The organism is Flectobacillus major DSM 103 (assembly GCF_000427405.1).
In the GTDB taxonomy this organism is placed as follows: Bacteria; Bacteroidota; Bacteroidia; order Cytophagales; family Spirosomataceae; genus Flectobacillus; species Flectobacillus major.
Window position 1 is genome coordinate 1685320 of sequence record NZ_KE386491.1, and the last position, 24285, is coordinate 1709604.

37 protein-coding genes are annotated in these 24285 nt (G+C 41.9%); all 37 read right to left on the reverse strand.

Translation table 11 applies throughout. The annotated features are described in order from the left end of the window. Positions 1–31: 31 nt before the first annotated feature. Complete coding sequence (locus FLEMA_RS0108725) at positions 32–496, reverse strand: hypothetical protein (RefSeq protein ID WP_026995139.1); 465 nt, start codon at positions 494–496, stop codon at positions 32–34. Between the two features lie 99 nt (positions 497–595). Next, positions 596–925: a crAss001_48 related protein gene (locus tag FLEMA_RS76050; RefSeq protein ID WP_052354033.1), complete on the reverse strand. Its 330-nt coding sequence runs from the start codon at positions 923–925 to the stop codon at positions 596–598. After that, positions 922–1773 (reverse strand): hypothetical protein, encoded by an 852-nt coding sequence (locus FLEMA_RS0108735; RefSeq protein ID WP_026995141.1) that lies wholly within the window; start codon positions 1771–1773, stop codon positions 922–924. Before FLEMA_RS0108735 ends, FLEMA_RS76050 begins: the two co-directional genes overlap by 4 nt. Further along, complete coding sequence (locus FLEMA_RS0108740; protein WP_026995142.1) at positions 1770–2180, reverse strand: hypothetical protein; 411 nt, start codon at positions 2178–2180, stop codon at positions 1770–1772. Before FLEMA_RS0108740 ends, FLEMA_RS0108735 begins: the two co-directional genes overlap by 4 nt. Next, on the reverse strand, positions 2180–2392 hold the full coding sequence (locus FLEMA_RS0108745) for a hypothetical protein (RefSeq protein WP_026995143.1): 213 nt from the start codon (positions 2390–2392) through the stop codon (positions 2180–2182). The genes FLEMA_RS0108740 and FLEMA_RS0108745 overlap by 1 nt, the downstream gene beginning before the upstream one ends. Then, on the reverse strand, positions 2379–2858 hold the full coding sequence (locus FLEMA_RS77065; RefSeq protein WP_052354034.1) for a hypothetical protein: 480 nt from the start codon (positions 2856–2858) through the stop codon (positions 2379–2381). The genes FLEMA_RS0108745 and FLEMA_RS77065 overlap by 14 nt, the downstream gene beginning before the upstream one ends. 6 nt (positions 2859–2864) lie before the next feature. Then, positions 2865–3470: a hypothetical protein gene (locus FLEMA_RS76770; RefSeq protein WP_144080062.1), complete on the reverse strand. Its 606-nt coding sequence runs from the start codon at positions 3468–3470 to the stop codon at positions 2865–2867. Continuing rightward, positions 3392–4192: a cell envelope integrity TolA family protein gene (locus FLEMA_RS0108760; RefSeq protein WP_144080063.1), complete on the reverse strand. Its 801-nt coding sequence runs from the start codon at positions 4190–4192 to the stop codon at positions 3392–3394. Before FLEMA_RS0108760 ends, FLEMA_RS76770 begins: the two co-directional genes overlap by 79 nt. A gap of 17 nt (positions 4193–4209) precedes the next feature. After that, complete coding sequence (locus tag FLEMA_RS0108765; RefSeq protein WP_026995146.1) at positions 4210–5193, reverse strand: DUF6712 family protein; 984 nt, start codon at positions 5191–5193, stop codon at positions 4210–4212. Further along, entirely contained in the window at positions 5177–6517 is a 1341-nt protein-coding gene (locus FLEMA_RS0108770; RefSeq protein WP_144080064.1) for a hypothetical protein, read from the reverse strand. Before FLEMA_RS0108770 ends, FLEMA_RS0108765 begins: the two co-directional genes overlap by 17 nt. 7 nt (positions 6518–6524) lie before the next feature. Continuing rightward, positions 6525–6821, reverse strand: coding sequence for a hypothetical protein (locus FLEMA_RS0108775; RefSeq protein ID WP_144080065.1), 297 nt, complete (start codon positions 6819–6821; stop codon positions 6525–6527). Between the two features lie 272 nt (positions 6822–7093). After that, positions 7094–8668 carry a terminase large subunit domain-containing protein gene (locus FLEMA_RS0108780; protein WP_026995149.1) on the reverse strand — a complete coding sequence of 525 codons (1575 nt, stop codon included), beginning with the start codon at positions 8666–8668 and terminating at the stop codon, positions 7094–7096. Next, positions 8661–9167, reverse strand: a complete 507-nt coding sequence (locus FLEMA_RS0108785; protein ID WP_026995150.1) for a hypothetical protein — start codon at positions 9165–9167, stop codon at positions 8661–8663. Before FLEMA_RS0108785 ends, FLEMA_RS0108780 begins: the two co-directional genes overlap by 8 nt. Positions 9168–9279: 112 nt before the next feature. Next, positions 9280–9861, reverse strand: a complete 582-nt coding sequence (locus FLEMA_RS0108795) for an AAA family ATPase (RefSeq protein WP_044171146.1) — start codon at positions 9859–9861, stop codon at positions 9280–9282. 91 nt (positions 9862–9952) lie between these two features. Then, the gene (locus FLEMA_RS76920; RefSeq protein WP_159102671.1) at positions 9953–10126 is read right to left on the reverse strand and encodes a hypothetical protein; all 174 of its coding nucleotides are present in this window, start codon (positions 10124–10126) and stop codon (positions 9953–9955) included. Between the two features lie 279 nt (positions 10127–10405). Beyond that, positions 10406–11221, reverse strand: a complete 816-nt coding sequence (locus FLEMA_RS0108810; protein WP_026995152.1) for an N-6 DNA methylase — start codon at positions 11219–11221, stop codon at positions 10406–10408. Further along, positions 11221–11904, reverse strand: a complete 684-nt coding sequence (locus tag FLEMA_RS0108815; protein ID WP_026995153.1) for a hypothetical protein — start codon at positions 11902–11904, stop codon at positions 11221–11223. Before FLEMA_RS0108815 ends, FLEMA_RS0108810 begins: the two co-directional genes overlap by 1 nt. A gap of 31 nt (positions 11905–11935) precedes the next feature. Further along, a complete protein-coding gene (locus FLEMA_RS0108820; RefSeq protein ID WP_026995154.1) occupies positions 11936–12148 on the reverse strand; it encodes a hypothetical protein in 213 nt (70 codons plus the stop codon). 156 nt (positions 12149–12304) lie between these two features. After that, the gene (locus FLEMA_RS0108825) at positions 12305–13042 is read right to left on the reverse strand and encodes a GREB1-related protein (RefSeq protein ID WP_026995155.1); all 738 of its coding nucleotides are present in this window, start codon (positions 13040–13042) and stop codon (positions 12305–12307) included. Continuing rightward, entirely contained in the window at positions 13027–13665 is a 639-nt protein-coding gene (locus FLEMA_RS0108830; protein WP_052354035.1) for a ParB N-terminal domain-containing protein, read from the reverse strand. The genes FLEMA_RS0108825 and FLEMA_RS0108830 overlap by 16 nt, the downstream gene beginning before the upstream one ends. Then, positions 13656–14024 carry a hypothetical protein gene (locus FLEMA_RS0108835; protein WP_026995157.1) on the reverse strand — a complete coding sequence of 123 codons (369 nt, stop codon included), beginning with the start codon at positions 14022–14024 and terminating at the stop codon, positions 13656–13658. Before FLEMA_RS0108835 ends, FLEMA_RS0108830 begins: the two co-directional genes overlap by 10 nt. Beyond that, positions 14021–14707: a hypothetical protein gene (locus FLEMA_RS0108840; RefSeq protein WP_026995158.1), complete on the reverse strand. Its 687-nt coding sequence runs from the start codon at positions 14705–14707 to the stop codon at positions 14021–14023. Before FLEMA_RS0108840 ends, FLEMA_RS0108835 begins: the two co-directional genes overlap by 4 nt. Positions 14708–14753: 46 nt before the next feature. After that, the gene (locus FLEMA_RS0108845) at positions 14754–15002 is read right to left on the reverse strand and encodes a hypothetical protein (protein WP_144080066.1); all 249 of its coding nucleotides are present in this window, start codon (positions 15000–15002) and stop codon (positions 14754–14756) included. A gap of 182 nt (positions 15003–15184) precedes the next feature. Next, positions 15185–15691, reverse strand: coding sequence for a hypothetical protein (locus FLEMA_RS0108850; protein WP_026995160.1), 507 nt, complete (start codon positions 15689–15691; stop codon positions 15185–15187). Between the two features lie 51 nt (positions 15692–15742). Beyond that, the gene (locus FLEMA_RS76925) at positions 15743–15919 is read right to left on the reverse strand and encodes a hypothetical protein (protein WP_218918523.1); all 177 of its coding nucleotides are present in this window, start codon (positions 15917–15919) and stop codon (positions 15743–15745) included. A 65-nt stretch (positions 15920–15984) separates the two neighbouring features. Further along, the gene (locus tag FLEMA_RS0108860) at positions 15985–16530 is read right to left on the reverse strand and encodes a hypothetical protein (protein WP_026995161.1); all 546 of its coding nucleotides are present in this window, start codon (positions 16528–16530) and stop codon (positions 15985–15987) included. Between the two features lie 81 nt (positions 16531–16611). Further along, entirely contained in the window at positions 16612–17616 is a 1005-nt protein-coding gene (locus tag FLEMA_RS0108865; protein ID WP_026995162.1) for a hypothetical protein, read from the reverse strand. A gap of 62 nt (positions 17617–17678) precedes the next feature. After that, on the reverse strand, positions 17679–18974 hold the full coding sequence (locus tag FLEMA_RS0108870) for a S49 family peptidase (protein ID WP_144080067.1): 1296 nt from the start codon (positions 18972–18974) through the stop codon (positions 17679–17681). Between the two features lie 30 nt (positions 18975–19004). Beyond that, the gene (locus FLEMA_RS0108875) at positions 19005–19388 is read right to left on the reverse strand and encodes a DUF1353 domain-containing protein (protein WP_044171148.1); all 384 of its coding nucleotides are present in this window, start codon (positions 19386–19388) and stop codon (positions 19005–19007) included. Next, positions 19389–19766 (reverse strand): hypothetical protein, encoded by a 378-nt coding sequence (locus FLEMA_RS0108880; RefSeq protein WP_026995165.1) that lies wholly within the window; start codon positions 19764–19766, stop codon positions 19389–19391. A gap of 19 nt (positions 19767–19785) precedes the next feature. Further along, positions 19786–21606 (reverse strand): phage head spike fiber domain-containing protein, encoded by a 1821-nt coding sequence (locus tag FLEMA_RS0108885; RefSeq protein ID WP_044171152.1) that lies wholly within the window; start codon positions 21604–21606, stop codon positions 19786–19788. Between the two features lie 22 nt (positions 21607–21628). Further along, positions 21629–22201, reverse strand: a complete 573-nt coding sequence (locus FLEMA_RS0108890) for a hypothetical protein (protein WP_026995167.1) — start codon at positions 22199–22201, stop codon at positions 21629–21631. Between the two features lie 6 nt (positions 22202–22207). Then, a complete protein-coding gene (locus FLEMA_RS0108895; RefSeq protein ID WP_026995168.1) occupies positions 22208–22720 on the reverse strand; it encodes a hypothetical protein in 513 nt (170 codons plus the stop codon). Between the two features lie 74 nt (positions 22721–22794). Beyond that, positions 22795–23259, reverse strand: coding sequence for a hypothetical protein (locus tag FLEMA_RS0108900; RefSeq protein WP_026995169.1), 465 nt, complete (start codon positions 23257–23259; stop codon positions 22795–22797). 100 nt (positions 23260–23359) lie between these two features. Further along, positions 23360–23599: a hypothetical protein gene (locus tag FLEMA_RS0108905; protein ID WP_144080068.1), complete on the reverse strand. Its 240-nt coding sequence runs from the start codon at positions 23597–23599 to the stop codon at positions 23360–23362. A gap of 31 nt (positions 23600–23630) precedes the next feature. Continuing rightward, on the reverse strand, positions 23631–23909 hold the full coding sequence (locus FLEMA_RS0108910) for a hypothetical protein (RefSeq protein ID WP_026995171.1): 279 nt from the start codon (positions 23907–23909) through the stop codon (positions 23631–23633). 1 nt (position 23910) lies between these two features. Next, positions 23911–24105: a hypothetical protein gene (locus tag FLEMA_RS76775; protein ID WP_026995172.1), complete on the reverse strand. Its 195-nt coding sequence runs from the start codon at positions 24103–24105 to the stop codon at positions 23911–23913. Positions 24106–24285 lie beyond the last annotated feature (180 nt).

Genomic DNA, 24285 nt, shown 5'->3' on the forward strand with positions numbered 1-24285 from the left:
GAAAAATTCCTCAAAACTGAGGAAATAGCCATTACAAAATATCATTAGCGTGAAAAGATGCCTCAAAATTGAGGATATAGCCATAGTGCGAGCTATTGAAAAGCAAAGGATTGAGCGGCATTTTTTGCATGCCCGACAGCTCGCATACAAGGATTCCTTTTCGGTTGTCCTGTTTCAGTTTGTTTTGAAGATTTTGGAGCAATCTCACAGCCTTTTGATAGGCTTGGATTCGGGTAACTTTGTTGTCCAGCTCTCCCGAATACATACACGTAATCGAGAATCTATACTTCTCCATCAGGTTGGCCATTTCATTGTCTTCCGTAACGATATGCGGAAGGTCCAGCCAAAGGCATGGATAATGAAAACCCTCTGTTGCGGATGCCTGCATCACATCCTCTTCGGTACCAAACACAAAATAAGGAGCGTCGACATGAGCTTGAGCAAACTGCTCAATATAAGTTGATGTACTTTCTAAGTCAGCAAATATGTAATTCATCTTCGTAGCTTTTTTTGATGAAAATACAGACTGCAAAACGGGGTTTATAGGACGGGTTTCAAACAAGAACGGGTAGTGTAATCATACACTACCCAGTCATTATTGGAGATATGCAATGCGTGCAATCAAGATTCGATTGTAGTTTTTCATTGCAATCAACTGTTCTTTCAACAATGGCTTTTGAACTGCCTCAATTTTTTGAAAATTTTCACTTAAAATAAAAACTTCAAGTTTTTCAACTTTTTGATTTAGTTGTGCCTGTTCATCAATTAGGCGTTCCTTGTATGTAGACATACATTTGGGTTTTAAAAAATTGATTATATTCCTAAATCGAATTGTACTGCTTGGACAATTTGTAACAATAGCCATATAAATTATCCATAACTCAAAGCCTACCTGAAAGGTCAAAATAACTTCTCTAATATTCATAGTTTAAGTTTCCATTCTTCCTGCGATTTCAGGAAATCTTCCTCTTCCTTTTCCGCCTTTACTTTCTTATGTTTCAGATACATATAGATAGTTTCGATAGGCGTTGCACAAACCTCATTGAAACTGCCATACAATCCAGTTTCGGCAACATCCTCCAGCATGGCAATACATCCTTCGCCTGAAGGGAAAAGTGGTTGCATATTTTCAGCCTCTTCAAACAGGGATGCGTATCGCTCCATATAACCCTTGAGCATATTGCTGTAATATTCTTGTATGCCAGCCACAACCCCAAAACTTAACTTTTCCTTGAAAACAGCCGCTCGCTCATTGGCAAGAATAGTATTATATTCTTCTCGATAATCGCCATTCCATAAGGTCGAGTGCCGAAAAAGATTAAGGTCCTTTCGTTGGGGTCTACATAGTGTAGCTACAAGCTGAAATGCGGCATCGGTTTGCCCCTGGTTGCTGAACTGTGCATAGTGCAGCAATGACATAGCATACTCGATAGCACTTGTATCTGCAAATCTTTCTGCTGGCAAAAAATAATGCACATTGTCAATTACGAAGTACTGAAAAGGTTTTGCTATCACTTCAATATGCTTCACCCAGTCGCACGAGCGGTACACCGCTAGTCGCTGTTCGGTATTAAGCCGCTCAAAAACCTTTGTAGGCATTCGAGTAAGTACTTTTGCAATATCCTTTCTAATACTATTGTAGGTATCAAGCGAAACCTCTGTATTATTCAAGTAGTGTTTTGCTGTAAGAGCAAGCTCCTTTTGCAAAAAACTACACTCCTCAAATGTTGTGGGGATTTTACCTTCCCAAAAATCTACACGAATTTTCTTCATAACAGCCCAATCAATTTTGCTAACAACAGTGCTCGATACCCCCATCTTTCCACAGTCGATAAGGTGTTTTTTTTCTTCAGCTCTTTCACCTGCTCAAGAAGAAGGGCATTATCGTACCGAAGTTTTGTGTTTTCAGCCAACAGGTTGTTTACAAGGGTATCCTTCACCTTGTTCTGATACCCAAAAGCAAGAGCATCTTCACGAAACTTCAGGGCTTTTTTTGCCCCTTCAACCGTCAATACTACATACCCTTTTGGTACCAGCTTTTTGATTTGCTCCAGCTCGTCACTTGTTGAAGAGGGAGTCGATTGCCCATTGCACTTCATTACTGTGCATAGAATCGATACGAGCATGAGAAGCCAGCCTAGCTTCCTCGCTCTTTTGGAGGTATTGAGTTGACCTAACATTAATTTGAGGGTCTGAGCTTTGGGGTTTCGAGCTTACTTTTTGCTCCTGACATCGAATCACCTGAGGTGCGATGACCATCAGCAGGAACACCGCTACCAAATACCACTTGTATTTCAGTACCCAATTTGTTAGCGAGCTCCATCCACCAGACAGCCTCGCTATCTGATTTTGTATTAATTGTGATTTGAGCCATTCCATTACTTTCCAGCATAGAACAGTTGCCCTATTTTGAGGTGAATCCACTCAGCTCGTTGTATCGAGAGGGTTCTATATTTCCCCGAATTTTCTATCGTTACCTTCCATTCAGGCTTTGGCGTATTTTCTAACTTAATAATCCGCCCTCGAACAATAGGGGAGCATGAAAAAATAGAAAAACTGAATACTATCAGGAAAGCCAGATTCAACATAAACCGCTTATCCTTACCAACATCTTGCAGATTTTTTTCTGAGTAATCTACCGTAAGCTGAGCTATTATAGCCGAAATAACTCCCGCAATAACAGTTGCTTTGTCGGCAATCAGGGTCAGAATTGCAGGTAGCTCAATATCCTTTCCAATAGTCATAATTGCTCCAGCCAAAGCCGCTAGGATAATTCCGATGTTTCTAATAATTGAAAAGACTTTTGGGGTTGGCGAAACAAATCTTTCTGCCAAGCCGATTTCATTTTGATTGTACATTAGTTCTTAGTTATGGTTTGAATTGAAACTCATATTGATTGCCGCTGAACTCTCCCGAGCTTTCAGCCAAGGGGTTACGTGGTTGTATATCCCTCGAACATCCCTCCAGTAGCGGTATATAGGGTAATAAGCTCCCTCTTTGGGTCGTCCGCCTCTGGTATTTCCGCCTATAGTAACAGGGCCTCGTATATTGGCATCGGTATAGCCTTCTACATGCGACCATGTGAATACTACCACATCCATCATGCTCACTAGCTGCTTAATTCGCCGAACATCTACACCCATGGCGGGCCAATACACAAGGGTCTTTTTCTTTTTCCAACTATAGGCCACACCCGTAACCAAGGGCGGATACACTCCGTTTTTGTGGTATCCGTACAAAATGAAGTCAGAACACCATGCTCGTCCTTTTGCACCCTTCTGGAGCTTGTTGAAACGATGAATTGCCCAATGGTCGTTTTTCCCTGTTTGTTCTACCGTAAAATTGGTATAGTATCGGAGCGTGTCGAAAATAGCATTCCGAAGCTCCAGCTCTATCGGATGGTACTGTTGTGCGTGTGACTCCAGATTGTTACAAGCAACACCAAGGCACACCATGCAAAAGACAACCATTGCTTTTGCTGTTCGGGTAATGTGGCATATCCACTCCATATTTTCTTAGAAATTTTGGCAAAAGGTAAAATTTGAAAAAGTTTGTCTGGTGCTAGAATTAGCATTATCACAAAGGCCGTGAACAGGTCGATGAACAATACAAACTTGTCGTAGAACACCTTTTGCAAATCTGTTTCGTCCAATGGTGGTGCCAGCATTTGTGTTGGTTGGTCGAGTGCCGCATACTTAGCATTAATAGCCTGAATAGCTACTTTCCAATCCATTACTTTACTGTAGCAGAAGTAGGCAACAATAAAAAGAATAGCAATCTGAAACATCCAACCAAGGCCGTGACCAAAAAGCCAGGCAAATACCGCCGTCAATTTTTCGCTAACTTTCTCTACAAAAGTTGGTATAGGCAGTTCCTCACCTTCAATATAGATTTGAGCTGCTTGCTTACGAGCTTCAGCCGCCCACTGTAGGCGTGCATCAACGTCTGCTTTTTGAAGGTTTGGGTCGTTAGCAAGTGCTTCGTAATTCTCAGCTTCAGCTAACAAAGTAGCTTTTCGAGCTCGCTTTTGCTCAAGCTGCTTTGCTTCAGCTTCGGCCTTCTGCTTTCTAGTGTTCTCAAGCTGCTTTTGAGCATCGAGGATAGCAGCTTGTAGCTCCTCTTCCTTCTTGTCGAAGTTGTTGTTCAAAACAATTGGCGGCTTCACTACATCACCCACCACATTCGTCGCCATTTTCATCGTGAAAAAAGTTATAACACAAGGGGCATTCCGGGCTCATCAGGTGGCAAGGAATCAAAAGTCCGTCGTGTCGGTTTATAAAAAATTGAATTAAAAAAACTTGAAAACTCCGTAGCTGAAGCGTACTTATTAAGGTGCTTCACAAGCTTGTTAGAAAACATTTCAGCCTGATCTAAGCAGGTTCTTTGTATTCCAGTTTTGCGGTCGGCACTTAGGTCGTCTTCGTTCAGTACACCGTCCGTTTCGCCCACTACTCGCATATCAATATTGATATTCAGAAAAGGGATTGCCTCGGCAAACGCACGGTTTGCGATGGCATGACAAAGCAAGTCCATTGCCTCTTGCTCTTTCTCCGTCCAATCTGGACTTGCTTGTCTCGCCTTTGTCTTGAATGCCTCCAGTTGCTCTTTCCCAATCAGAGGCACGATATAATACTTTTGCTGCTTTGCTATATAATTGACTAAGCGTAGGTAGAAAATCTGAGAGTGAGCTACTACAGGCAAAAACTCCGTAAGCATACTAGCAGTCGGGATAAGCAAATTGGCCGAAGCCTTGTACTCTTCAGAAGCAAGGAAAGTCTGAAATTCTCCTTTGTTCTTATACAAGTACTTCAACGCTGCTTCCATTGCAGCATCAGCTTTCTCCCTTGAGTCCTTGACGTCTGCTACATATTGCCATTTTGTGATGGCGACAGAATTAGCCGTTTTGTTTTGCATTAAGCCGATGTCCCCACGGCTCAGCACCATTTTGATAGTGCTGAGCATATTGGCGTAATGGCCAGAGGCTTCCTTGAGATACTCAATAAGCTTCTGTGTTTTGCCAGTTGGTGCAACAATTTCGGTTAGCTCGTCGTAGAACTCCTCCGAAATAATTGGCAGGATAAAACGAGTTTCCGCAGACCTCACAAAAGGCATGAAGTTTTGGGGGTTCATATCCTTTTGAATTCCCCCAATAATTTCCTTTAGCTCCTGAATACTTTTAATTAGTGTTGCCATTTGTCTTTTGCTTATCTGGATTATTTGGGTTCGCTGGCGAATTAGTAGGGGTTGAGTCCGTCACATATACTTCAATGTCCTCAAACCAAAACTTGATATTTTTGTCCCAACCGTTGAGGTCCTGAACTTCGACAAGTGGGCGTAACAACAAAGCTCTGTCACTATAGGTCATGAATTTTTGTTGGTACATGGCCGCTGCTTCGAGTTCCTTGCCTGAGCCTCCCAATTTCCCTCCAGTGTCGATACCCGCAAGCACTGGCATAACGCCGTGACCTGATGCCTGAGCAATATTGGCCGTATTGAAAAGCGACACATAAGCATCGTCGGTCATATCATTTTTGAGCGGAATGATTTCGACACCTGGCAAAGCTTTCATCGACTGTATATCATACTTATAGTATGTTACAACAGCCTTATCCTTTTTGCCAGAGAGCGAATCACGCATACGTTTCAATACGCTATTTCTATGCTCCGTCTTTTCTTCGTCTGTTTCTAGCCCTTCCTTGTCAAAATAATCATCCGGGAACTTGATAAGGTACTTAATATTATACCCTGTTGTAAGCCCCTCAAGGTGATATTGCGGAATCTTATTGGCTACTTCTGCCCATGCTTTTGTTCCCCACCAAGGGGCAAACGAGTAGAAGGGTTGCCCAGGCAATTTGTGCTTTGCGTGATATACCGCAAAGGGAAAAGCCTTTGGATTCGCTGGATTGAAAGCAGGTAATGGAACTCCCTCAGCTTTCTTGTAAGTACGCTTTCCAAAATTTGGGTTGCGTATGAAGGCAGACACACGACTTTCGTTTTGTGCCAAAGCTCTTATTCGCATCTCGAAACAATCGAGGCAATTGATTAGCTCAGCTCTTCCAGTTCTATCGAGAGGAATCCCCGTGAAGACATTACCCGAAAAACTTGCTTGATAAGCAGCATCTCCAAAATACCCAACCTTATCGAGCGAGCGGATATAATCGCTAATAGCCGAGTAGTCCTTATGAGTTGGGCTCAAAAGCTCACGCTCCATCTTGGCACCGTTAGGTTTTTCGATACCAAAACGAACTCCATTACCGATCAAAAAATCTCTACGAGTTTCAATCAAACGCCATTTGTTCGGAGACTCTGTTGCAAGACGGTGCATTTCGGTAGGCTTCTCATCCTGTGAACCCCATCGAACGTGTGTCAATCCATCATAGCTAACTGAGCCAGCTCCAATTGAGGAGCTAGGAAAACTCGTATCTTGTGTTGAGGGTACTACTTCCACAAACGCCCCCACTCTTGCATCATCATTCCTAAGAAGGAATATGCTCTTCGACAACTCAACAACTGACATACAAATCTTAGTTATAGGGATGTTCTATTTCCATCCCGTCAATATGAGTTAACAAGTCAATCACAATATCAAACTGCTCTTGAGTACGAGGTTGCCACAACTTCAATAGTCCATCCGCTCCGAATTTTTTCGAGGCCGATAACATATTGAAGTTTTCACCTTTTACTGTTCGTACCGTAACACCATCTTTACTACCTGCAACACCAACCTGACCCGCACTAGATTTTCTGTACTTAATAGAATGCGTTTGGTTAGGATTGCAAATCATAGCAAGAGCTTGAGAAAGACTTATTTTTTTACTCATATCCTCATTAATCATTTATTATTCAATATTAATTGGTTGTTTGGGGATAGTTTAGGACGCTTTTTTAACAGGATTTTCAATGAGATTTTTTACAATTTTCTGATAACTAATTAGTTACTTTGAATTAATCCAAAAAAGAGCTTCATCTCTTTCTACGTCCTAACCCGCCCTTTGACGGCAAGGGCAATTGCCATTCGAAAAAAATAGAATATAACCCCCAGAAGAGGGGGTTGAAGAGTCTGGAAGAATCGGAATGAATCTGTATGAATAGGTTAGAATGAGTCGAAAGTATTTTGTTGACTACGAACACCTGGCATATACTTGCGAAACTTGGCATATAGTATGTAGTCGAGTGCATCTGTACCATCGGTTGCGTACTCTCTGTTCGTAACCATGTCGCCTTGTGTCTCGCTCTTCTTTGACTTTCTGAAGGTGCCGTCTGTCATGATAGGGGTGCGACACATGGCTATAATAAGCACCTTGTTGGTGTTCTGATTGAATCGGATCTTAGGGGCTCGTTCATTAGACTCCTCCAATAGATGGTTAAGTAGTATGTACTTATCCTTATGTAGAGGGTTCTTACCTTGTTTCTCATACTCACGTACTACGTTCCAACCTTCATCTATAAGCACCTTGATGAACTGGCTGAAGAAGTTACCATTGTCACCGCCTGAGCCAGCGTTGCGGTTTTTTCCTGATTTATCACCATAAATTTTAACTGTTTTTTTCTGGTGTGAGGCGTATTTTTTGCACCAGTTTTTGGCGTTTTCTAAGATGACGTTTTTGTCAGGTTGTAGGACTGACGACTTCTCGAACTGCGAGTCGATAACTCTGAACTCACGACCAACCTCTTGACATGTAACAGCCCAACATATATCAGCGTTGAAGTCTAGGGATACCTCCAGCTCACGATCTGATAAGTAGTCATTAGAGCGGTATAGATGTAGCTTTGTCTTATCATCGAATTCATAATCATACGACTTGACATAGGTATGCCTTGCGTTTGAGAATGAGAAATAGAAACAGTTGGGTAACTTACCTAATCGCTCATTCTCGACTTCAACCATATATTGAAGATCAGAAAGTTGATCTTGTAAGCGCTTGCCATAATCCAGCGGCAAATTGGCTTGATTATCTCTGTACGTACTTTCTAGGAATAAGTATTCTGGAGGGTTTTTGAGCTTTTCAGAATCCGACATCTTAGACCTACGCTCCAACATTTCCTTGTAAAGCTCCTCCGTTTTGTAAATCCAGTTCCCTTCTGGTGTCCAGCTCGCAGACGAAAAATCATAGAAACTATGATGCAAATGGCTTTTTGCTAGTTTAGTATTTGGGTTGGCACGCATGGTCGGAGACAATACCGTATTGATAAAATCTTCGTCCATGGTAGCACTTTCATCTATTCGAATCAAATCTGAGTTAATCCCTCTGTGAGTGTTTGGATTATCTTGAGATACAAAACGAATAGTGTAACCATTGATAAAAGTCATCGCATACTGATAGCCTTTTTTCCCTACTTTTTGGTAAGGAGTTCCCCAGTGGTCAGGCGGTTTTACACCTAAAACATAGACGCCAAAGGGTTGAGCCTTGTTGTATTCATGAATATTTAGCCTTTCTAAAGAAGCTAGAATACCTGGTAGTACTACTGAGTCGAGCTGTACATAGGTCAGCCCGCCAATAACGTTTGTAGCTCGTGGTAACTCCCAAAAACATTGATACTGGTCAACACCTAATGTACTGGTCTTACCAGAGCCACGACCTCCATGAAATGTTTTGCGTTTTGCCCTACTTTTGAGAAATTTTAACTGTTTATCATTGAGATATACCTCTTTCACTTCGCTACTCATCGTCCTCAATTGATTTATTTTGCTTATTAAGCACGTTGATATTATTGGTAAAGACAATGGTTGGAGCTGTCTTGAAGTCGTTCAAATTGAACCCTACGGCCTCGCCTTCATACAATCCTTCGAGTGTAGAAGCCTCTTTCCAAGCCATCGTGGCTGTTTTGAAGTCTTTTTCAGCACGTGCTAGGTTGGAGAGTGTTTTGAAATAATTGATTGCCGCCATCAGGCGCCCTTTCTTGCTTACATCCTCTACATTGCCGAATAGCTCGAAACTCTCGATGCGGATAATTCGAGCCATGCCACTTTTGATATCATACTTCTTTTGCAAAGCAACTTCTATCATGTCGTCAGTACGCCCGATGTTCGCCATCGACCATGCAAGGCTATACTTGTCGAACATTTCTTGTTGTTCTATCGTCAGCTCGTCAATATCCTTTGTACCACTCAAATACTCATGGTACACATCAAATTTGTTTTTCTGAATGCCTAGCTTATTTTTCATTTTCACTAGGCTATGCGTTTGTTTTCTTGGTCGTCCCATTTCTCTCTCGTATCTATCTGCACAAAAAAAACCGCCTGCAATATCGCAAGCGGTTTGAATGAAAATTTGGACATTATTCGTTGAAAAGTTCAGGTGTTGCTATTTCATTACTATTTGAAATAGCCTTTTTGGCCAGCTCTCGATACTCGTCTTCCAGCTCTTGTATTTCGTGTGGAGCCAGTTTCGATCCTTCTTCAAAAAAGTGTTTCCAGCTTCTTCCAAGCCTTTTTCCTCGGTCTGTGTGTTTGTCTAGGGCTACATCTGGTATTTCGAGGCGTTTGAAGGGATGTGTAAGAATTTCCCAGAATATGGCCCAATCTATTAGCCTACTTTTCTTAGCCCTGCATAGCTTAATTACTGCATGGGCAAGAAACAACCTCTGTGGTTCTCCTTTATCTTCCTTATTCTTAGCAGCCTCTCGAAACATACAGAATAAAGCCCAAATTTCGCTTGAGATATGCGGCTCAGCCAATCCAATGTCTTCGCTTGATATAATCCTTAGCCTTTTCCAAAGCCATTCAGAACAATTTGACTCATAGAGTTCTAAGGCCCAAAACAATGCTTCTTTTTCCCATCCTCGCCTTATGCACTTCTGTAGCGACGATATTACTTCAGGACCGTTATAGCCCTTTTTGGTTATGATTTGATGTTTCATTTGTGTAATTTTGTGGCTCAGCAATCTTTTTGATTGTTTGAAAACCAAATTTTTATTGAAAGCTCCGCCTCGTTGAAGTGGAGCTTTCTTGTTAAAATAGTTTCATTTGTTTTTGCTCCTCGACAGATAGGAAAAGAGGGGTATCTATCCAACCTTTGTTCTGTGTCTTGCCTGCTGTAATCTTTGTTCCTTCTGTAAGAATTTTGTATAATTCCTCTCTTTCAAAAAGTGTTAGTTCCTTGAGTTGTTTCTTGTGTATTTTCATTTTCTCAGCATTTTTTTGATTTGATTTGGAGTAATTAGTCCTTTAGAAATTTTCCAACTGAGCCTGAGGGATAAGGAGAAGCTTACTATTCCATTTCTGAATAATCGCCAGGCATCTTTCATAATGTTGGAAAGCCTCAACCTCCAACTTCCGTTAAGTTCAATTATCATACTTTTTGTTATTTGTTTGAAAACCAGTTGTTTATTGTGTTACTAATATAGGCAAGAGTTACAAAGGGGTAAAACAGTGATTCTTATATTTTGCGGTAAGTTTGGCAGGCTAAAACAAGGATAATTGACCCGTAATGGCAGACTGTTTTGCCATCTTTTCGGCTATCTTTTGTTGTAATTTCTCTTCAGTAATTACCTCATTTTGCTCCTTCATTTCTACCTTCAACCTACTAACCATCTGCTCGAAAGAATGGTATTGAGCGCATTGATTAGCGTTAATTCGTTCGATAGATGGGATGCCAAATTTGAGTAACCTATTGATTTCAAAACCAAACCTCCAATCTTCCACAAGGTCTAGTGCATTTCCACAAACAATTTGCCCCCTTACTCCGTGAACGCACATATTGAAAGCCGTCATTTTGGCACAAATAGGGTCAATATCACAAGCATAGTGAGTGTTTTGAGGTGCTATTACATGGAATGATAACAGAAGCCTTCCAGACCCGCAAGCAGGGTCATTAATGGTCTTATTTATGGGTGGATTGTCTGGATTAGCATTGATATAAGAAAGAAGGTCGCATACACATTCAGGAGTAAAAAACTGTCCCAAGGCACTGCTTTTGCTTCGGCTTGCTATGATTTCGTAATAGGTACCTAATCCATCGTACCAATTGCGATTTTTGAAACTTTCATTATAGCACCTTAATAGTGCTGCCATCATCGCGCTAAGGCAATGGTAATCGTCCTTATATTTCTTTTTGAGCTTTTCTGCTAGCTCCTTATCTCCGTATGGTGACCAGCAAGCTATCATAAAATCTAAGAGGTCGTGGAATACTTCAGCTACGTCCCAGCGATATCCTCCAAGCTTGTTGAATGCCTCGTTGAACTCCCTCAACTCGTGCGGTACATCTACTGTCTTCACCATCAGAAGGGTACGTCCTCAAAGGTTTCTATTTCGTACTTTGGATAGCAAGACTTCAACAAGTGCTCCACATAATAATCTTTGATTTGGAAGCCTGCACACTCTTTGAACCTTTCTTCTATACGTTCTACTAATTTGGTGGCTGAAGACTTATACCCATGTCGTTTGTAGGTCCTCACAAAATCAATAATATCATCTATACTAATTTCCTCTTCTACAAAAAACAAAGAGTTCATTTCCTGAGCTTGTACATCGAGAGCCACCCCTTCTTTGTTGAACCATCCTTTGCTCACATCACTTAACCAATTCTTATCTCCAAACCTTTCAAAGCTCTCTTTCGGAAATGGCTTCAAAAACTCCGAAATGATATAGGCTTTTGAGCTGTAGCTAGCTTGCAGAGCTTTGGCAGAAAGCAAAAGCTCTGCAAGCTCCAATGGATTGTTAGAATGCTCAAGCAAATATTCATCTACCTGATGTTCCTGAATGCCTAAGGGTAATAGTGTCGATTTGTAGTGTAAGTGAGCAATATTGTAGATTTGTAATCTTTCACAAATTTCGGTATCAAATCTACTCACTGTTACCTTTCTGGCTGTTTGGGCCGCAAACTCGATGTAATCTTCGTTAGAAGTACCCTCATACTTCTTCATGTGCCTTTCTGCGTTGGCACCTAATTTGTAATTCTTCATAATTGTTTGAAAACCAGTTTGAAATTGAAAATTAATAGGCTCTTGCTAGCCTTTTGATTGGTGTACCTCCAAAGAGCTTAACTGTTTCCCAGAGAACAATCACATTGTCTTGAGCAAACTCTTCTTTTTGAAACTCAAAGGTTTGACCCTCGCTTTGAAAAACTAAGATGTCGTTAACCTCCTTCTTGAAAATGTAGGTTTTTGAATCGTTTTTGAGTTGGATTTTTTGATTAAAATAGAACATAACTAATTGATTTATTGTCGATTATTATGTTACGAAGGTAGGCAATGGGTACAAGGGTGAAAAACAGTGAATCTTTTATTTTACGGTAAGTTTGGCAGGCAAAAAGCATAAAAAAACCTGCACTGTTGGCAGGTTTTCACTTCATTTGGTCAAATGTTAAAATGGTACACTAAAGTTCATTTGGAAGGGATGGTTTTTTGTTCCGAGTTTTCGAACCTTAACTACATCTTTTCCAAAAATCCCCTGAAGATTATTGAGAGTTTCTTCAAGTGTCTGCATGTTGCGAAACTCGGCAAGTCCTCCAGCTCCAGTCCAGGTATCATTAAAATGAAAATAATACCTGTTGTCACGCAAAATCTTACGATTGTAATAGGCATTAAGGCCCGAAATCCAATAATCTTCCTGATATCTTTGCTCAGGTCTGAAAAATAGCTTTGAACCTGTAAGCAATCCGAACGCACAGGTGTTGACATAGCCACTCATCTGGAGGGGCTGAAGTGCATTATATGTGAAGGGTTTCCCGCAGGTATTGAAGCCCCAGAGATACACACCCATGCGTTTAGCGGTGCGAGCTGTTACCTGAATGACATCGTAAATTTCATCCGGACTTAGTTTATCCTCTTCACCCGTTTCGGTATAGATGCGCTTCATAAATGCCAAATCATCATCGAGGTGAAAGGCATCGCCAAAGTACTCCATCATCCACTGGCGCTTCCAGCTCAAGCCTATGACGCTATCAGGGTGTGTAACAATTTCGGTATCGGGGCATCGCTCTCGATATTCGCCTAATTGGCTTTCAGGAATACAAATAATACTATTGGCAACCTTCTCGTGGGTTGTGATGCGGTCGGCACGCTTGTGCGAAGCTATTAATACTTTTATCGGTTGTTCCATCGTTCAATAAAGCTTTTAGCGGTTGTCACATACGACTCACCCTTATTCGAGGTCTTATAATCATGCTCCACACCCAAACCCAATACCGAACGGACAAAGTTTTCGTCGATACTGTTATCTATCACAATCACTACAGCCGAATACTTCTCGGAATACTTTGGAACTATCGGCAATTCTGGTTCTGCTTCAACTTTGCCTACTTCATTGGTTTCGGCGACGTCTTTGTCCAGCTCTGCCAAGTCAATACCTAGCTCTTGACTCAAATCAAACTCCGAGAAATTGTCACGGAGCATCATCAAGTCGAATTCACCGCGATACTTGTCAGAGTTCAAAATCAAGTTGAGTTTCTTGAATTCTGCCTCAGTCAACTTGCGATTTGGTTTGCGGACGTCTGTCAGCTCCTCACCACGACCCGCATGAATCATCGTCATACAGCGCTGATGCCCACCAATGATGACATTATCTACATCGAGCGTCGGAATGTCCACCACATCAAACTCCTTGAGAGATTCCGCTAAGTTTTTGCGGTTCTCTACTTTAATCTTGCGGGCGTTCTTATCGAACGTCACCATATCGACCCACCGAATCTGCTCGGTATGCCATTTCAACCCCTCTACCACCATCGTAAATTATTGATTTGCTTGTTTGTATCAATTTTGTGTTGAGTTACTACATATGTAAGGTTTTCGTAATTGTATACCTTTTTGCCTTTTTGTGTATTCAGCCTATTTCCTATTACAAACGAATACTTGTATTTACTCCATCTACTTGCGTCTTTGTCTTCAAGGTCGATCGTAAAATATTTCACATAACCTTTTTTCAGCGTCACTATCTGGTGAGCATTATACACTGCTCCTAATAGGGTTCTAAGCTCAAAGAAAAACTCACCCTCAAAATCGGCGTTAGTATCGTTGATACACTGAAATACCAGGCGTTTCCAGCCTGTTTCTAGTTTTTTGGTAGTTGTATGTTTGATTATCATTTTTTTGCATTGTAAATAGTTGTCATTTGCGAGAGTTTCCACTCCAGCTCTACAATTTTTCGCTGATAGTGCAGCACCCTAATTGGGTCGCTAACATTACGGGCCTGCTTACGAGCTTTGCTCAAGTTGCTACGACAGTTGTCTATATCCTCCTTCAATGCCCACAGCTCCTTCAGCTCCATAGTTTTCAGAAATTGACTTTCATCAATCCCTTTCGACTCAGCAGGCGTTTGCTCGCTATCGGGCAAGCATCCGTGCTGCTGCACAAACTTGATCTTTGCATTATACTCCTTCCAGACATTACGCAACGCCAATATCTCAGACACAATGTCTGGGCAATTTTCGTGTTCGGGAATTGTATGGAGCTTATTACTGAGTGTAGCTTTTTTGGCATGAGCCTCATCCCGCTTTTTGATTAGTCCCTCCAGCAAGCTCTTCACCGATTCGGTCAGCTCGGGGGCTTGGACAGTCGTTGCCAAAAAGCTGCTTTGAGTATCCTCAAAAGCTGCTTTCACAGGCTCTTCAGCCTTTTGGGGCGGTTGGTAGCCTCGCAGATTAGCCAAAATTCGCTCAGCATCCTCAAGCTGCTTTTCAGTAGCTAATCCATCTTGGTGCTGCCTTTGTAACAGCCTCAGTTGTGCTTTTGCTATATGCAATTGCCGTGTGTGTTCTTGCTCGTTCATAGGCTTTTTTCAGCAAGATACAGCATCAGCCAACACCACCTTTGGACTACATTACAAGCCCATATCCCTTCAAAACACCATAGTCTACTAGGTGCTTCGTAAAGCCCAAAATTTCATTGAAATAGTCTATTTCCTCTACATAACGCAAAGGGTCTTGTCTCAGCAGGTCATTCTCCTCAATCCAATTTTGATGTTCTACTAGGTATAGAACAAGGGTCATACCTAGCTCTTCAGTATCCAAACGTGAAGTTCTAAGGTATCTAACTAACGAAGCTCTGTCGGTAGGATTTTTCATAAAAGAAGCCGATTGGTCACTCCTGATTACAATACTGAGAACAGTACACCAATAGGGGACTTGCACCCCCATGCCAATCGGCAAGGTCTTGCCGACGGTACACTTCTCAAAAACATATTGTAATAAGGACTGCAAACATACAAAAAAGAGTCTATAGATATTATACCTACAGACTCTTTTTGCTATTGTTTGTCACTTTCCAAGGTTTCCTCTTCCTCCCCAGACTCCTTTTTCTCTTCTTCAGCCTTTTTTCTAGCTTCTGCTACCTTTTCGTCTTCTTCTTTTTGTCGCTTATCAAGGCGTTCTTGAGCTTTTTCGGCTGGAGTCTTGCTTGTCAAAATCTTACCTGCAATAGGAAATGCCTGTTTGACAGCTTCCATCGGGTCAAAAACATCCACTTTTTGTCTAAGCTTTGTCATCAACGCCATAGTTTCTTTGAAATCCTCATCGTCTGTATCCAGTTGCATAACATACTTATTGCATAGCCCATACAGCTTATGAATCTCCTTCAACGAGAGTTCATCAAGTGTTCCTTGAGGTAAATCATCAGCATCTACAGTAATAACCTTGACACTAGGTGTTTCAATATTTCCATTTTCAGCCTCCAAATTTCCAATAGAGGGTTCATTGTTGACATTTGGGGTCAATTCATTTTGATTTGGGCTTTCTGCCTCTTTTTGCTTTGCCATTTGGGTTTTGCATACTTAAAGGGTTTAACACATCGGTTTCTATTCCTGATCCTACTTCTTCAGGTCGTTTTTTTTTACGAAAAACTGCTTGATTAGCTCTTCTGGCAGGCGGTCAATGAGTTCGTCTGGCGTGTTCTCATTGATAGTTACTTTGCCGAGTCCTGGCACGTGTCTGGCAATACCTCCCTCGGGTACTTCAGCCTTGTTCAATTGATACTTTCTGTCCATGATTCTAAAAGGATTAAAAAAAGCCTTATCGAATGACAAGGCTTCTTATATGAATAAACTAAATACTACACCTGTGGAAGCAATTGGATTTGCGAGATTAAGGTCTCTTTTAGCGGTACCAAATCCCACATTTGCCCATCTTGTTCTCCCTTGAGGTCAAAACCTCGTTTGTCCGAGCCTTTTTTACCCGTCTTGAAGTCCGACTTCAAGTAAATAGGGTTGTCCGAACTCCCCACTACCGAAAACGTCCCATCGTTTTGCTCCACAATAAACACCGAGCCTGCGTTACGATGCTTCTGTAGCTCTGCAATCAATTCTTTCGAATATCCTGCCAAGCTAAAGTTGATCATGTGCTTGTACGACATATACCCAGGGTCGCCCGACTGTTGCGAGCTGGCATCTACTGTGCCATCGGGGCACTCATATTCGGCAAATTTCTTACCCGTTACCATTACTGGAAGGGTGGTAATTTCGCCTGCTGTGATGTCAGCCTCTTTGGGCCACACACCCTGAATGTCTCTTGCAATTGCCACATACACCTGTCTAATCCCGCCAGGGTTGGGCTTCTGATGGCTAGTACCATCGATATTGGAAAAACTTACTGTTGGCATCTCCTTTTCCTCGTTCTATTGGTTTTCCGATTATCAAAAAAGCCCCCCATTACTGGAGGGATAAATCAAATTAAGTTTCTCTTATGGTGCATTACCAATCCACATTTCCGTAAAGTCAATTACCTCTGGCTGAGCCTGAAACTTCGCAATAAGCGCCAAGTCCTCGTTACGCTTGTTATAGTCAAACGTGAAGTCCATCGCCTCAAAATCATCGTCGTACAAAAACACCAAGTTGTTTCTTGTCGTAATAATTGGCGTTTCATAACCGCTCAAGCCTGGCTCTACCAAAAACTCAATCATCGTGCCTTCAATATACTGCTTGTTGTAGCTATTATTGTATACGATTGGACCTCTCGACGTCTGGTAATGGGCATTGTACATATCCATGTGAGCCGGCGAAATAAGGCATACCAACTGGTCACTATAGCGCCATTCTGCTGGCAATAGCCCAACAATTTTCTTGATTTCGGTAACTGCATTACTGGCCGAAATCACGTTGATAGCTACAATGTTAGCCGCTGGCAAAGTTGTAGCAACAATAGCCGCATCAATCTTCTTTTGCCAGCCATCAAAAATCGCAGCAGGTGTCTGCAATGCCGTATTGCGTGAGCCTTTCCATAGTGAAATATTTCTCAATTCCGACTTGGCTTTCTCAATAACCTTACTCAAGAAAAAGGCCTCAAAGGTTGGAAACGACTCTAAGAACAACTTAGACTGTGAACCACCCGAAAGCATGCCAAAGAACGATTTTTGCAAAGCAACAATCTTTTTCTCGGGGAAAAGAAGGTTGATTTTACACTCTACTACTTGTGCCCATCGTGGCTCTATCTTTAGGGCATCAGCGGTGGGGGTAAAGCCCTCACGCTTGTCTGGTTGTAGTACTGTACCCATTTTGAAGTCGTGTAACAACACACGGTCTTTCGTCGGAATACCCTGTACAAAATCTGTCAAAGGCTTAATGGGTGTTCCGGGAATCCCGTTAAGACCCGGTGCAAGCATCTGCGTATGCAAATGCAATTTGTTGTCGTGAGCGTAGTCCGTCGCTGTTTCAGCGAACTTGCTCAGGGTTAAACTCTCTACTGGCATCTCTCCCCCTCTAGTTTAAAAAAGTTAAAATTCTTTTACCTCGTTCTTTCACACTGATTAACTTACTTACCCTGCATCTCCATCGCCCGTGCATTCCACGGTGCCGCTTCGTAGCTTTTTAGCTTCTTTTCACCGTCCGAATTGGCATCTGTTCCAGATGCTGGAGGGTTAATTCCCGCATCTTTCAAGTTTTTGACGTATTTGGCATTGGCCTCATAATCGTCTTTGATTTGGTCGTACTTAGTAGCCTTCGGCTCATACTCGCTCACCTTCGCCTGAAGCTCAGCAATACGTGCATCCTTTGCACTCACCTCACCCGTTAGGGCATTGATTTTTTCGTCCTTTTGGGCGATTTCTTGGTCTGCAAGTGCCTCTGCGGCTACTGCATCAGTAGGCTTGTGCTTCGCAAATAATTCATTGAAAAATCCCATCTCCTCTGCCTTATTATTATTGTTAGATTGATTAAGTTGCATTTGTCTTGCCTGCTTTCTCGACAGAAAATCGGCTCGCTTGATGGCGTCCTGAAGTGTACCAATGCTGTCGACCATGTTGCGTTTGAGGGCTTCTTTTGCTCTGAAGACTTTTCCCGAAAACACATCCTCAGCGATGTTGGGACGCCCTTCCTTCACCATCCCCACAAACTCCGCACGAATGGCGTTGAGCGTTGCTTTTTTCTCAGCCAACACTGCATCTGTCATCGGCTCGTAAGGGTTCTCAAGAGCTTTGTCCTCACTGCCATCAGCTCTAATAATTTTGACACTAATACCCGCTTGGTCAAGTGCCTTAGTTTCGTCAATCGAAATACCATATACCCCGATTGAGCCCGTTTCGGCATCGGCTGAGTCCTCCAGTACAATCTCCTTTGATTGACTTACACCCCAATAGCCCGCTGAGTCAGCTCTCGAAACGTATCCAACTATTACTTTGGGCGAATCTCTAATAGTTGTCGCCAGTGCTTTCGTCCCTGCAACCTCGCCTCCAGGCGTATCCCACTTAATTACCATAGCCGATATTCGAGGATCTGCATTTACGGCGTCTATCTGATTGGCAATTTGCTCGGTTCCGTACGCACACGCCTGACCTTGTTTTGTCATTACACCCGACACACTTAGTACTGCAATCATGCCCGACTTTTCTTCTTGAGCACGCACTGGAGTATAGCGGTTTACCTCATCTTTTGTGATAATTTCGGCCGCATACAGCTCCATCAATTTCCCTTTTTCTGGAAAAACCTGAGGAAAGCGACCCGCCGCAAGCTCACGGCGGTAGTACTCCGCTATTCCCTCCTTAATTGCAAAATATCCCTCATTACCAAACCACATACCTTTTTTGCTATTAATTCCGACACAAGAATACACCCTTATTACCTCTATATCCTGTACAAGATTTCACCTCAAAAACCTATTTCTACCAAATAACCTAATTGCCCAAAACATCAAATAATGCTTTGTTTTCCCCCTAGGATTCACCGTATTAGCTATTTCCAGAAATATCTTATCGGCCAGCAACCTAGCTTCATAATCACTTAGGTTGCCCTGTGCAATCATTCTATTTTCGTACAAAAAATCATGTATCAAGGCCGCCCTATTATATTTCCCAATCGCAGGGAACAAGCTCCACAAAAACGGGGGCGAGCTCGCAAAGTCTGTCACATAGCCCGCAGGCACAGTTACTTTTCCATAGTAACTCACCTCAAAAAAAACATCCCGCACCAGACGCCACTGGTCCGATGCGGGAATGTCTTCCAAATATTCTACTACAATCGAGTTCATCTACTCTACATCTTCTACCTGTAGTACAAACTCACTCAACGACCCCTGAAACTCAAACTGTGTCAACGCCATATTAATCTGAGCTAGCTTTTCGGGGTCATTATCCAGCCTATAGCTTTCAATCAACAAGTACAACCCGTACGGAATCGTCTTCATACCGCTATCAAACTGCACCGGTGTCACAAAATCAGTTGCTACACTAGTAGTACTTCCATCTTCATTCTCTACATCCTTCAGGTATTTCGTCGACACAATATCGTATCGAATATCACACACCTTCTCGCCATCTTGCTCATACATACCTCTTTGCATAGTATATCGCATTTCTGTTGGCATAATAGCAATCACATAACTCGTACTAATCTTAGCTACATTCATCTCAAAAAAAATTAAAAGGTTAATATTCAAAAATTGGGGTAATAGCGTAGGTGATACTCGTGCCAACTGCACCGCTAAAAGTCAAGTAATTGAGTGTTCCTGCTCCACAACTATTGGGTGGTGTACTTACTACTGTAATCCCTGTAGCATCCACTACCTCAAAAATAAAATCATACGGTCTCACAATTTGCCTTGTCACATTAGTTCCTGTTCCTACAGCATCCACTGTTATTTCTTGTCGCGATTTCGAGCGTAAAATCGCTTCAGGACGAACGTAGGCACTACCTGCTAGGTCAGACGAAACGGGAGCCTGATTACCATCTTTCCCTACTAACCCTATCGTAGTTAAAGCCGTCATTTCAGCATCACTAAGTACTTCCCCCCAAAAAGCTATCTGCTTAATTGTTGTATTTGGCGAACTATCTCCACCGATTCTGAACTCATTCAGCATCGGAACTTGTAATACATTACTTACAGCTTTTGCTGCTCCGTTCACAAAACTTCTAGCATAATTAGTATCGAATGCCATTGCTATTCGCACTTCTGTATCAGGCTGTATATTAGTCGGGTACTCATACAGAGTTGCCCCATCTCTTACAATGTACCCCTGTGTCTGATTCCCAACTGTATACAATACTCCAATTCTATTATTCCCTCCAGCTGTAGGAGTACCTTGAAAAAGGCAATATTTCCCATTCACACTGGATGGCTCTCCGGCTTTTGCAGATACGAATATTGTACCACGGGTAATAATACCAAATATCTGTTGAAATAATATAGAGTTAATCATTGCATAATCTTGCTCTCTAGTTTTCACAGATTCTACATTATTCATATAACTACTTACTCGACTACCTTTTTCTAATTGTGTACCCCAGATATGTACTGTTCCTCCATTTCCAATATGTGTACCAGACACAGGATATATTGTAGTGTTCACGGTAGTATTCACGGTTGTAAATGTAATACTACACCTATACCAACCATTTTTGTACTTTTTCATTTGGCTCGAAACTGCTGTCCAACCATTACCAAATGCCATAGTTGAAACCTTACTACCAGCATTTAAGTCAAAAATTGCTTGTGCTCCTCCTGCGCCGTTGCCTGCATTGAGTTTAAAAGTACTCCCAACTGTTCCAGACTTTGCCCATACCGAAAAAGTATATTGTGTATTGGCTTGTATAGTTGTTACCTTATTCAGCCCTGCAACGGTATTATTTGAATTATCAACAAGCTTTGTAGAATTCAGCAGTCCTTCAAGCGACATTTCTGTAGAAGAATCAGTAGTTAAGTCAGTTTTTTGCCAACTCACATCTCCAAATAAATTAGAGTATGTCAATAGATTCTGCATTTGTTCTTCCACAACAAGGCCTAAGCTTTCGCCAGTTATAGGATCATGCTCAAATCTTGGCTGATTTTTTGCGGCTAGTCTTATATTCCCAAATCGGTCTGTGTATGTACCTACTGAATCCCGAAAAAATGGAATACGAGGGTCAAGAAAACGCGCATTCGCAAAATCTAACAAAAAAATAGGGCGACCTTTCGGCCTAGCCGTAGCCGTACCCTGTGCCACTGCACTTGCAGCAGCTGCACTAGCCAACGCCTGAGCCGCAGCATCCAAGGCCCTCTGAATATTAAAATTCAGGTTGGCATTCTGCAAATTCAGCGTTTCAGTTTTCCATTGCTCCAATACACCGGCCGAATATTGGCCATCGTTTGTCATATAATTCAGCCAATCCTCTAAGAATTGGGCAAAGTCCGACTTTTTGATGGGATTAGCAGCAGTAGCCGCACGCATCGCATTAAGTCTATCTGTAAGGTTTTGTCTTGTAACTGGCATTGTTCTATTAAGAAAAAGTTGATTAATGAAACACAAACTCCCATTCAGGAGCAAACTCCCTAACTGACGTCAGGTACGCAATACACTCGTCCTTCAGGGGAGCAATGTCCCACATAAAGCCATCTTGTTCGCCCTTGAGGTCGTAGCCTCGTTTGTCTGAGCCCTTACGTCCCGATTTGAAGTCCGACTTCAAATACAAAGGATTGTCCGAGCTACCCACCACACCATATTTGCCATCGTTGAACTCCACCGCAAACACACATCCCGCATTTTGGTACTTGCGTAACTCCGCAGTAATTTCCCTGCTGAAGCCCGCAAAACTAAAGCCTATGTTATGCTTGTAGTTCATATAACTGGCATCACCCGCCAAACCGCCTGATACCTCTACAGTACCATCGGGGCACTGATACTCCGCAAAAACGGTATCTGCCGTTCGCATTACTGGAGGGTTCACTACTTCACCGTCCACTACGTCATTTTTGTAGGGCCAGATAACGGCAAAATCTCTTCTGGATAGTACAAGTAATCTCCGCACGCCTCCTGGGTTGGGCTTTTGATAGCTTGCCCCGTCCAAATTCCCAAAACTGTACACCATCTTTCTCTAAGGGTTTTGTAATACAAAAATTGTTGAATCAGTTTCAACAGCAATCGAGTATTTCGTTCCATTTTTTTCGCTCTGACCCCCAGTAGTACCCGTAACAAGGTCTATCATAGCATGATGTGCTGGCGAACTCATAATGAAAGTATTACCATTCCTGTCTACTATCTTCACCATAAGTTTCTGTTCAATCAGGCTTATAAGAAACACATTTCTTGCTGCCTGTAGCTTCGGAATCTCAAACTCGAGCTTATGCCGAAATATCATACCATTGGCCGACCTTTCAGCTTCAAAGCTATATTTTCCTGTTAAGTCTGCAATTTCAACCTTATAGAAGTCTGAATCTTGTTGCAGATTCAAACTGATAGAGGTATTTTCTCTATCAACCTGATACCCTACAACCTCGTCGATAGGCAAAAGAAAAAAATATGGAACAAGTCCACCTGCATTAATGAAATCGGCAATCTGATTTTGATTGATTTGTTGGGTCAAAACCCGCTTTTTCGGTCGAAACATGGCTTGGACAAAACAGCCCCGATTTTGGTCACGTTTTTGCCAAAACTGGACGTGTTTCTTTAATTTTTGGACAACTATATCGTTTTGTTTCTTCTAAGGAGCTGGCGAAAAGCATCGCTCTTGATGTGGCCATCGTTAATCTTGTGCTTTCGATGAAACAGCGTAGCGGCGCTATTCTCGCTTGGCAAATAATCCATACGCCCTCGCATCCATGCCAAGGCGTAGACATCCATCAACAACTCAAAAAATTTGGAAAGTAATATTAGGCGTTCGTCAGTAACGAACTGATGAGGAATCTTGAACGAAAGCTCAAGAATAATTTCATTCTCAGGAAATTTGGGAAGTTCTTCTAAGCTAACATCTTTCGGGAAAAACTCGATGTCGCTTAATAGTTCGGGAGGATTATGAGCAAATACCGTAGTCACCAAAATTCCAATTCTGGAATTTTTCCGAATCTGGCATGGTTCTTTGCCTAATATATCAGAATTTTTGATGAAGAAATCCTTCACCTCTGGCTTAACAGGTACTATCAATTTCATTTCTCAGTTGTTTTTTGTAATTTCGATTTCCTACGTCGAAACCCCCAAAAACAACCAAAGGAAGCGAGTTTGCCGCTCGCTTCCCAAATATGCAAAAAAATTAATCCTGAATTTTGTACGTAGTATTTTTTGAAACTGTTACTGGCACTACAGTTGCAATTCGCATTAATTCTATGTAACGTGGAATGTGAGCATAATTTCTAAGTACAACGCTAATCGGGTCGGAAGTAACAAATAGTGTTGCATCTTGGATATCCATAAAACCAAAGCCACAATCATTTCTTTTGTCATCGTAGAGTTTACCCCAAAATTTCCCATTCAATGTAATCAGAAAGTACATCTCTTCAGGATGTGAATAATTTATCTCCATTTTAGTTTTGGCTTATCTTTTGCTTCTCAATATCAATTTTGGCTAGTAGCATCTTCACTCTAATCTCTTCAATTCTATTCTTTTTGATTAACATATCCTTACAAATTGCATCGTCAGTTATTTTGTTAATAAGTGAAAGTGGGTTATTTCTATCTTTCAAATGAATGATTAATCTATCAACACTTTTAATCGACTTTTCTAGGCTATCTACTAATTCAGATAACTCACTTTCAGATAATAATACTGATGTTTCGAGTACTTTTTTGTTTTCGTTATTCATGTTAAATAATAAATTTTGAGTTTACACAAAAGGTGTTTTTCTGTTCGTTGGAAGGCCGTTCTCGCCTAAAGTCTAGCCAGTTTGAGCCGTCACGTTGCGGTTGGCTCTGGCTTACTAGCGTCACGTTTTTTTCGACATGAACAATCGTTTTCCCCACCCTAATTCTAAGGGTTGTTAGGGTTTCGCCTGTTTTCATTGCTTTAGATTTTTGTGCCTCATACCCACATGGGCCCGAAGCGATTGAATTCCTTTGTCGGTTTTGAAATCACAGTGCAGACACCTCAGCCATGTGTCCGTTTTCTCCCCTTGTACTGGTGTTGGCTTAGGCTCTTTCAGCCACGGGAGCGGGTCAAGTCGTAGGCTTCGACACCTAGAT

Bases quoted from the DNA above. Each gene is read 5' to 3' on its own strand.
- FLEMA_RS0108795 (WP_044171146.1), bottom strand. From the start codon at position 9,861: ATGAAACATCAAATCATAACCAAAAAGGGCTATAACGGTCCTGAAGTA.
- FLEMA_RS0108770 (WP_144080064.1), bottom strand. From the start codon at position 6,517: ATGTCAGTTGTTGAGTTGTCGAAGAGCATATTCCTTCTTAGGAATGAT.
- FLEMA_RS76775 (WP_026995172.1), bottom strand. From the start codon at position 24,105: ATGAAAACAGGCGAAACCCTAACAACCCTTAGAATTAGGGTGGGGAAA.
- FLEMA_RS0108875 (WP_044171148.1), bottom strand. From the start codon at position 19,388: ATGAACTCGATTGTAGTAGAATATTTGGAAGACATTCCCGCATCGGAC.
- FLEMA_RS0108840 (WP_026995158.1), bottom strand. From the start codon at position 14,707: ATGAACGAGCAAGAACACACACGGCAATTGCATATAGCAAAAGCACAA.
- FLEMA_RS0108740 (WP_026995142.1), bottom strand. From the start codon at position 2,180: ATGTTAGGTCAACTCAATACCTCCAAAAGAGCGAGGAAGCTAGGCTGG.
- FLEMA_RS0108825 (WP_026995155.1), bottom strand. From the start codon at position 13,042: ATGGAACAACCGATAAAAGTATTAATAGCTTCGCACAAGCGTGCCGAC.
- FLEMA_RS76050 (WP_052354033.1), bottom strand. From the start codon at position 925: ATGAATATTAGAGAAGTTATTTTGACCTTTCAGGTAGGCTTTGAGTTA.
- FLEMA_RS0108890 (WP_026995167.1), bottom strand. From the start codon at position 22,201: ATGGTGTACAGTTTTGGGAATTTGGACGGGGCAAGCTATCAAAAGCCC.
- FLEMA_RS0108910 (WP_026995171.1), bottom strand. From the start codon at position 23,909: ATGAATAACGAAAACAAAAAAGTACTCGAAACATCAGTATTATTATCT.
- FLEMA_RS76925 (WP_218918523.1), bottom strand. From the start codon at position 15,919: ATGGACAGAAAGTATCAATTGAACAAGGCTGAAGTACCCGAGGGAGGT.
- FLEMA_RS0108885 (WP_044171152.1), bottom strand. From the start codon at position 21,606: ATGCCAGTTACAAGACAAAACCTTACAGATAGACTTAATGCGATGCGT.
- FLEMA_RS0108815 (WP_026995153.1), bottom strand. From the start codon at position 11,904: ATGAAGAATTACAAATTAGGTGCCAACGCAGAAAGGCACATGAAGAAG.
- FLEMA_RS0108810 (WP_026995152.1), bottom strand. From the start codon at position 11,221: ATGGTGAAGACAGTAGATGTACCGCACGAGTTGAGGGAGTTCAACGAG.
- FLEMA_RS0108835 (WP_026995157.1), bottom strand. From the start codon at position 14,024: ATGATAATCAAACATACAACTACCAAAAAACTAGAAACAGGCTGGAAA.
- FLEMA_RS76920 (WP_159102671.1), bottom strand. From the start codon at position 10,126: ATGAAAATACACAAGAAACAACTCAAGGAACTAACACTTTTTGAAAGA.
- FLEMA_RS0108735 (WP_026995141.1), bottom strand. From the start codon at position 1,773: ATGAAGAAAATTCGTGTAGATTTTTGGGAAGGTAAAATCCCCACAACA.
- FLEMA_RS0108845 (WP_144080066.1), bottom strand. From the start codon at position 15,002: ATGAAAAATCCTACCGACAGAGCTTCGTTAGTTAGATACCTTAGAACT.
- FLEMA_RS0108780 (WP_026995149.1), bottom strand. From the start codon at position 8,668: ATGAGTAGCGAAGTGAAAGAGGTATATCTCAATGATAAACAGTTAAAA.
- FLEMA_RS0108765 (WP_026995146.1), bottom strand. From the start codon at position 5,193: ATGGCAACACTAATTAAAAGTATTCAGGAGCTAAAGGAAATTATTGGG.
- FLEMA_RS0108895 (WP_026995168.1), bottom strand. From the start codon at position 22,720: ATGTTTCGACCGAAAAAGCGGGTTTTGACCCAACAAATCAATCAAAAT.
- FLEMA_RS0108745 (WP_026995143.1), bottom strand. From the start codon at position 2,392: ATGCTGGAAAGTAATGGAATGGCTCAAATCACAATTAATACAAAATCA.
- FLEMA_RS0108760 (WP_144080063.1), bottom strand. From the start codon at position 4,192: ATGGCGACGAATGTGGTGGGTGATGTAGTGAAGCCGCCAATTGTTTTG.
- FLEMA_RS0108725 (WP_026995139.1), bottom strand. From the start codon at position 496: ATGAATTACATATTTGCTGACTTAGAAAGTACATCAACTTATATTGAG.
- FLEMA_RS0108775 (WP_144080065.1), bottom strand. From the start codon at position 6,821: ATGAGTAAAAAAATAAGTCTTTCTCAAGCTCTTGCTATGATTTGCAAT.
- FLEMA_RS0108865 (WP_026995162.1), bottom strand. From the start codon at position 17,616: ATGCCAGTAGAGAGTTTAACCCTGAGCAAGTTCGCTGAAACAGCGACG.
- FLEMA_RS0108860 (WP_026995161.1), bottom strand. From the start codon at position 16,530: ATGCCAACAGTAAGTTTTTCCAATATCGATGGTACTAGCCATCAGAAG.
- FLEMA_RS77065 (WP_052354034.1), bottom strand. From the start codon at position 2,858: ATGTACAATCAAAATGAAATCGGCTTGGCAGAAAGATTTGTTTCGCCA.
- FLEMA_RS0108880 (WP_026995165.1), bottom strand. From the start codon at position 19,766: ATGAATGTAGCTAAGATTAGTACGAGTTATGTGATTGCTATTATGCCA.
- FLEMA_RS0108820 (WP_026995154.1), bottom strand. From the start codon at position 12,148: ATGTTCTATTTTAATCAAAAAATCCAACTCAAAAACGATTCAAAAACC.
- FLEMA_RS76770 (WP_144080062.1), bottom strand. From the start codon at position 3,470: ATGGTTGTCTTTTGCATGGTGTGCCTTGGTGTTGCTTGTAACAATCTG.
- FLEMA_RS0108830 (WP_052354035.1), bottom strand. From the start codon at position 13,665: ATGGTGGTAGAGGGGTTGAAATGGCATACCGAGCAGATTCGGTGGGTC.
- FLEMA_RS0108785 (WP_026995150.1), bottom strand. From the start codon at position 9,167: ATGAAAAATAAGCTAGGCATTCAGAAAAACAAATTTGATGTGTACCAT.
- FLEMA_RS0108900 (WP_026995169.1), bottom strand. From the start codon at position 23,259: ATGAAATTGATAGTACCTGTTAAGCCAGAGGTGAAGGATTTCTTCATC.
- FLEMA_RS0108850 (WP_026995160.1), bottom strand. From the start codon at position 15,691: ATGGCAAAGCAAAAAGAGGCAGAAAGCCCAAATCAAAATGAATTGACC.
- FLEMA_RS0108905 (WP_144080068.1), bottom strand. From the start codon at position 23,599: ATGTACTTTCTGATTACATTGAATGGGAAATTTTGGGGTAAACTCTAC.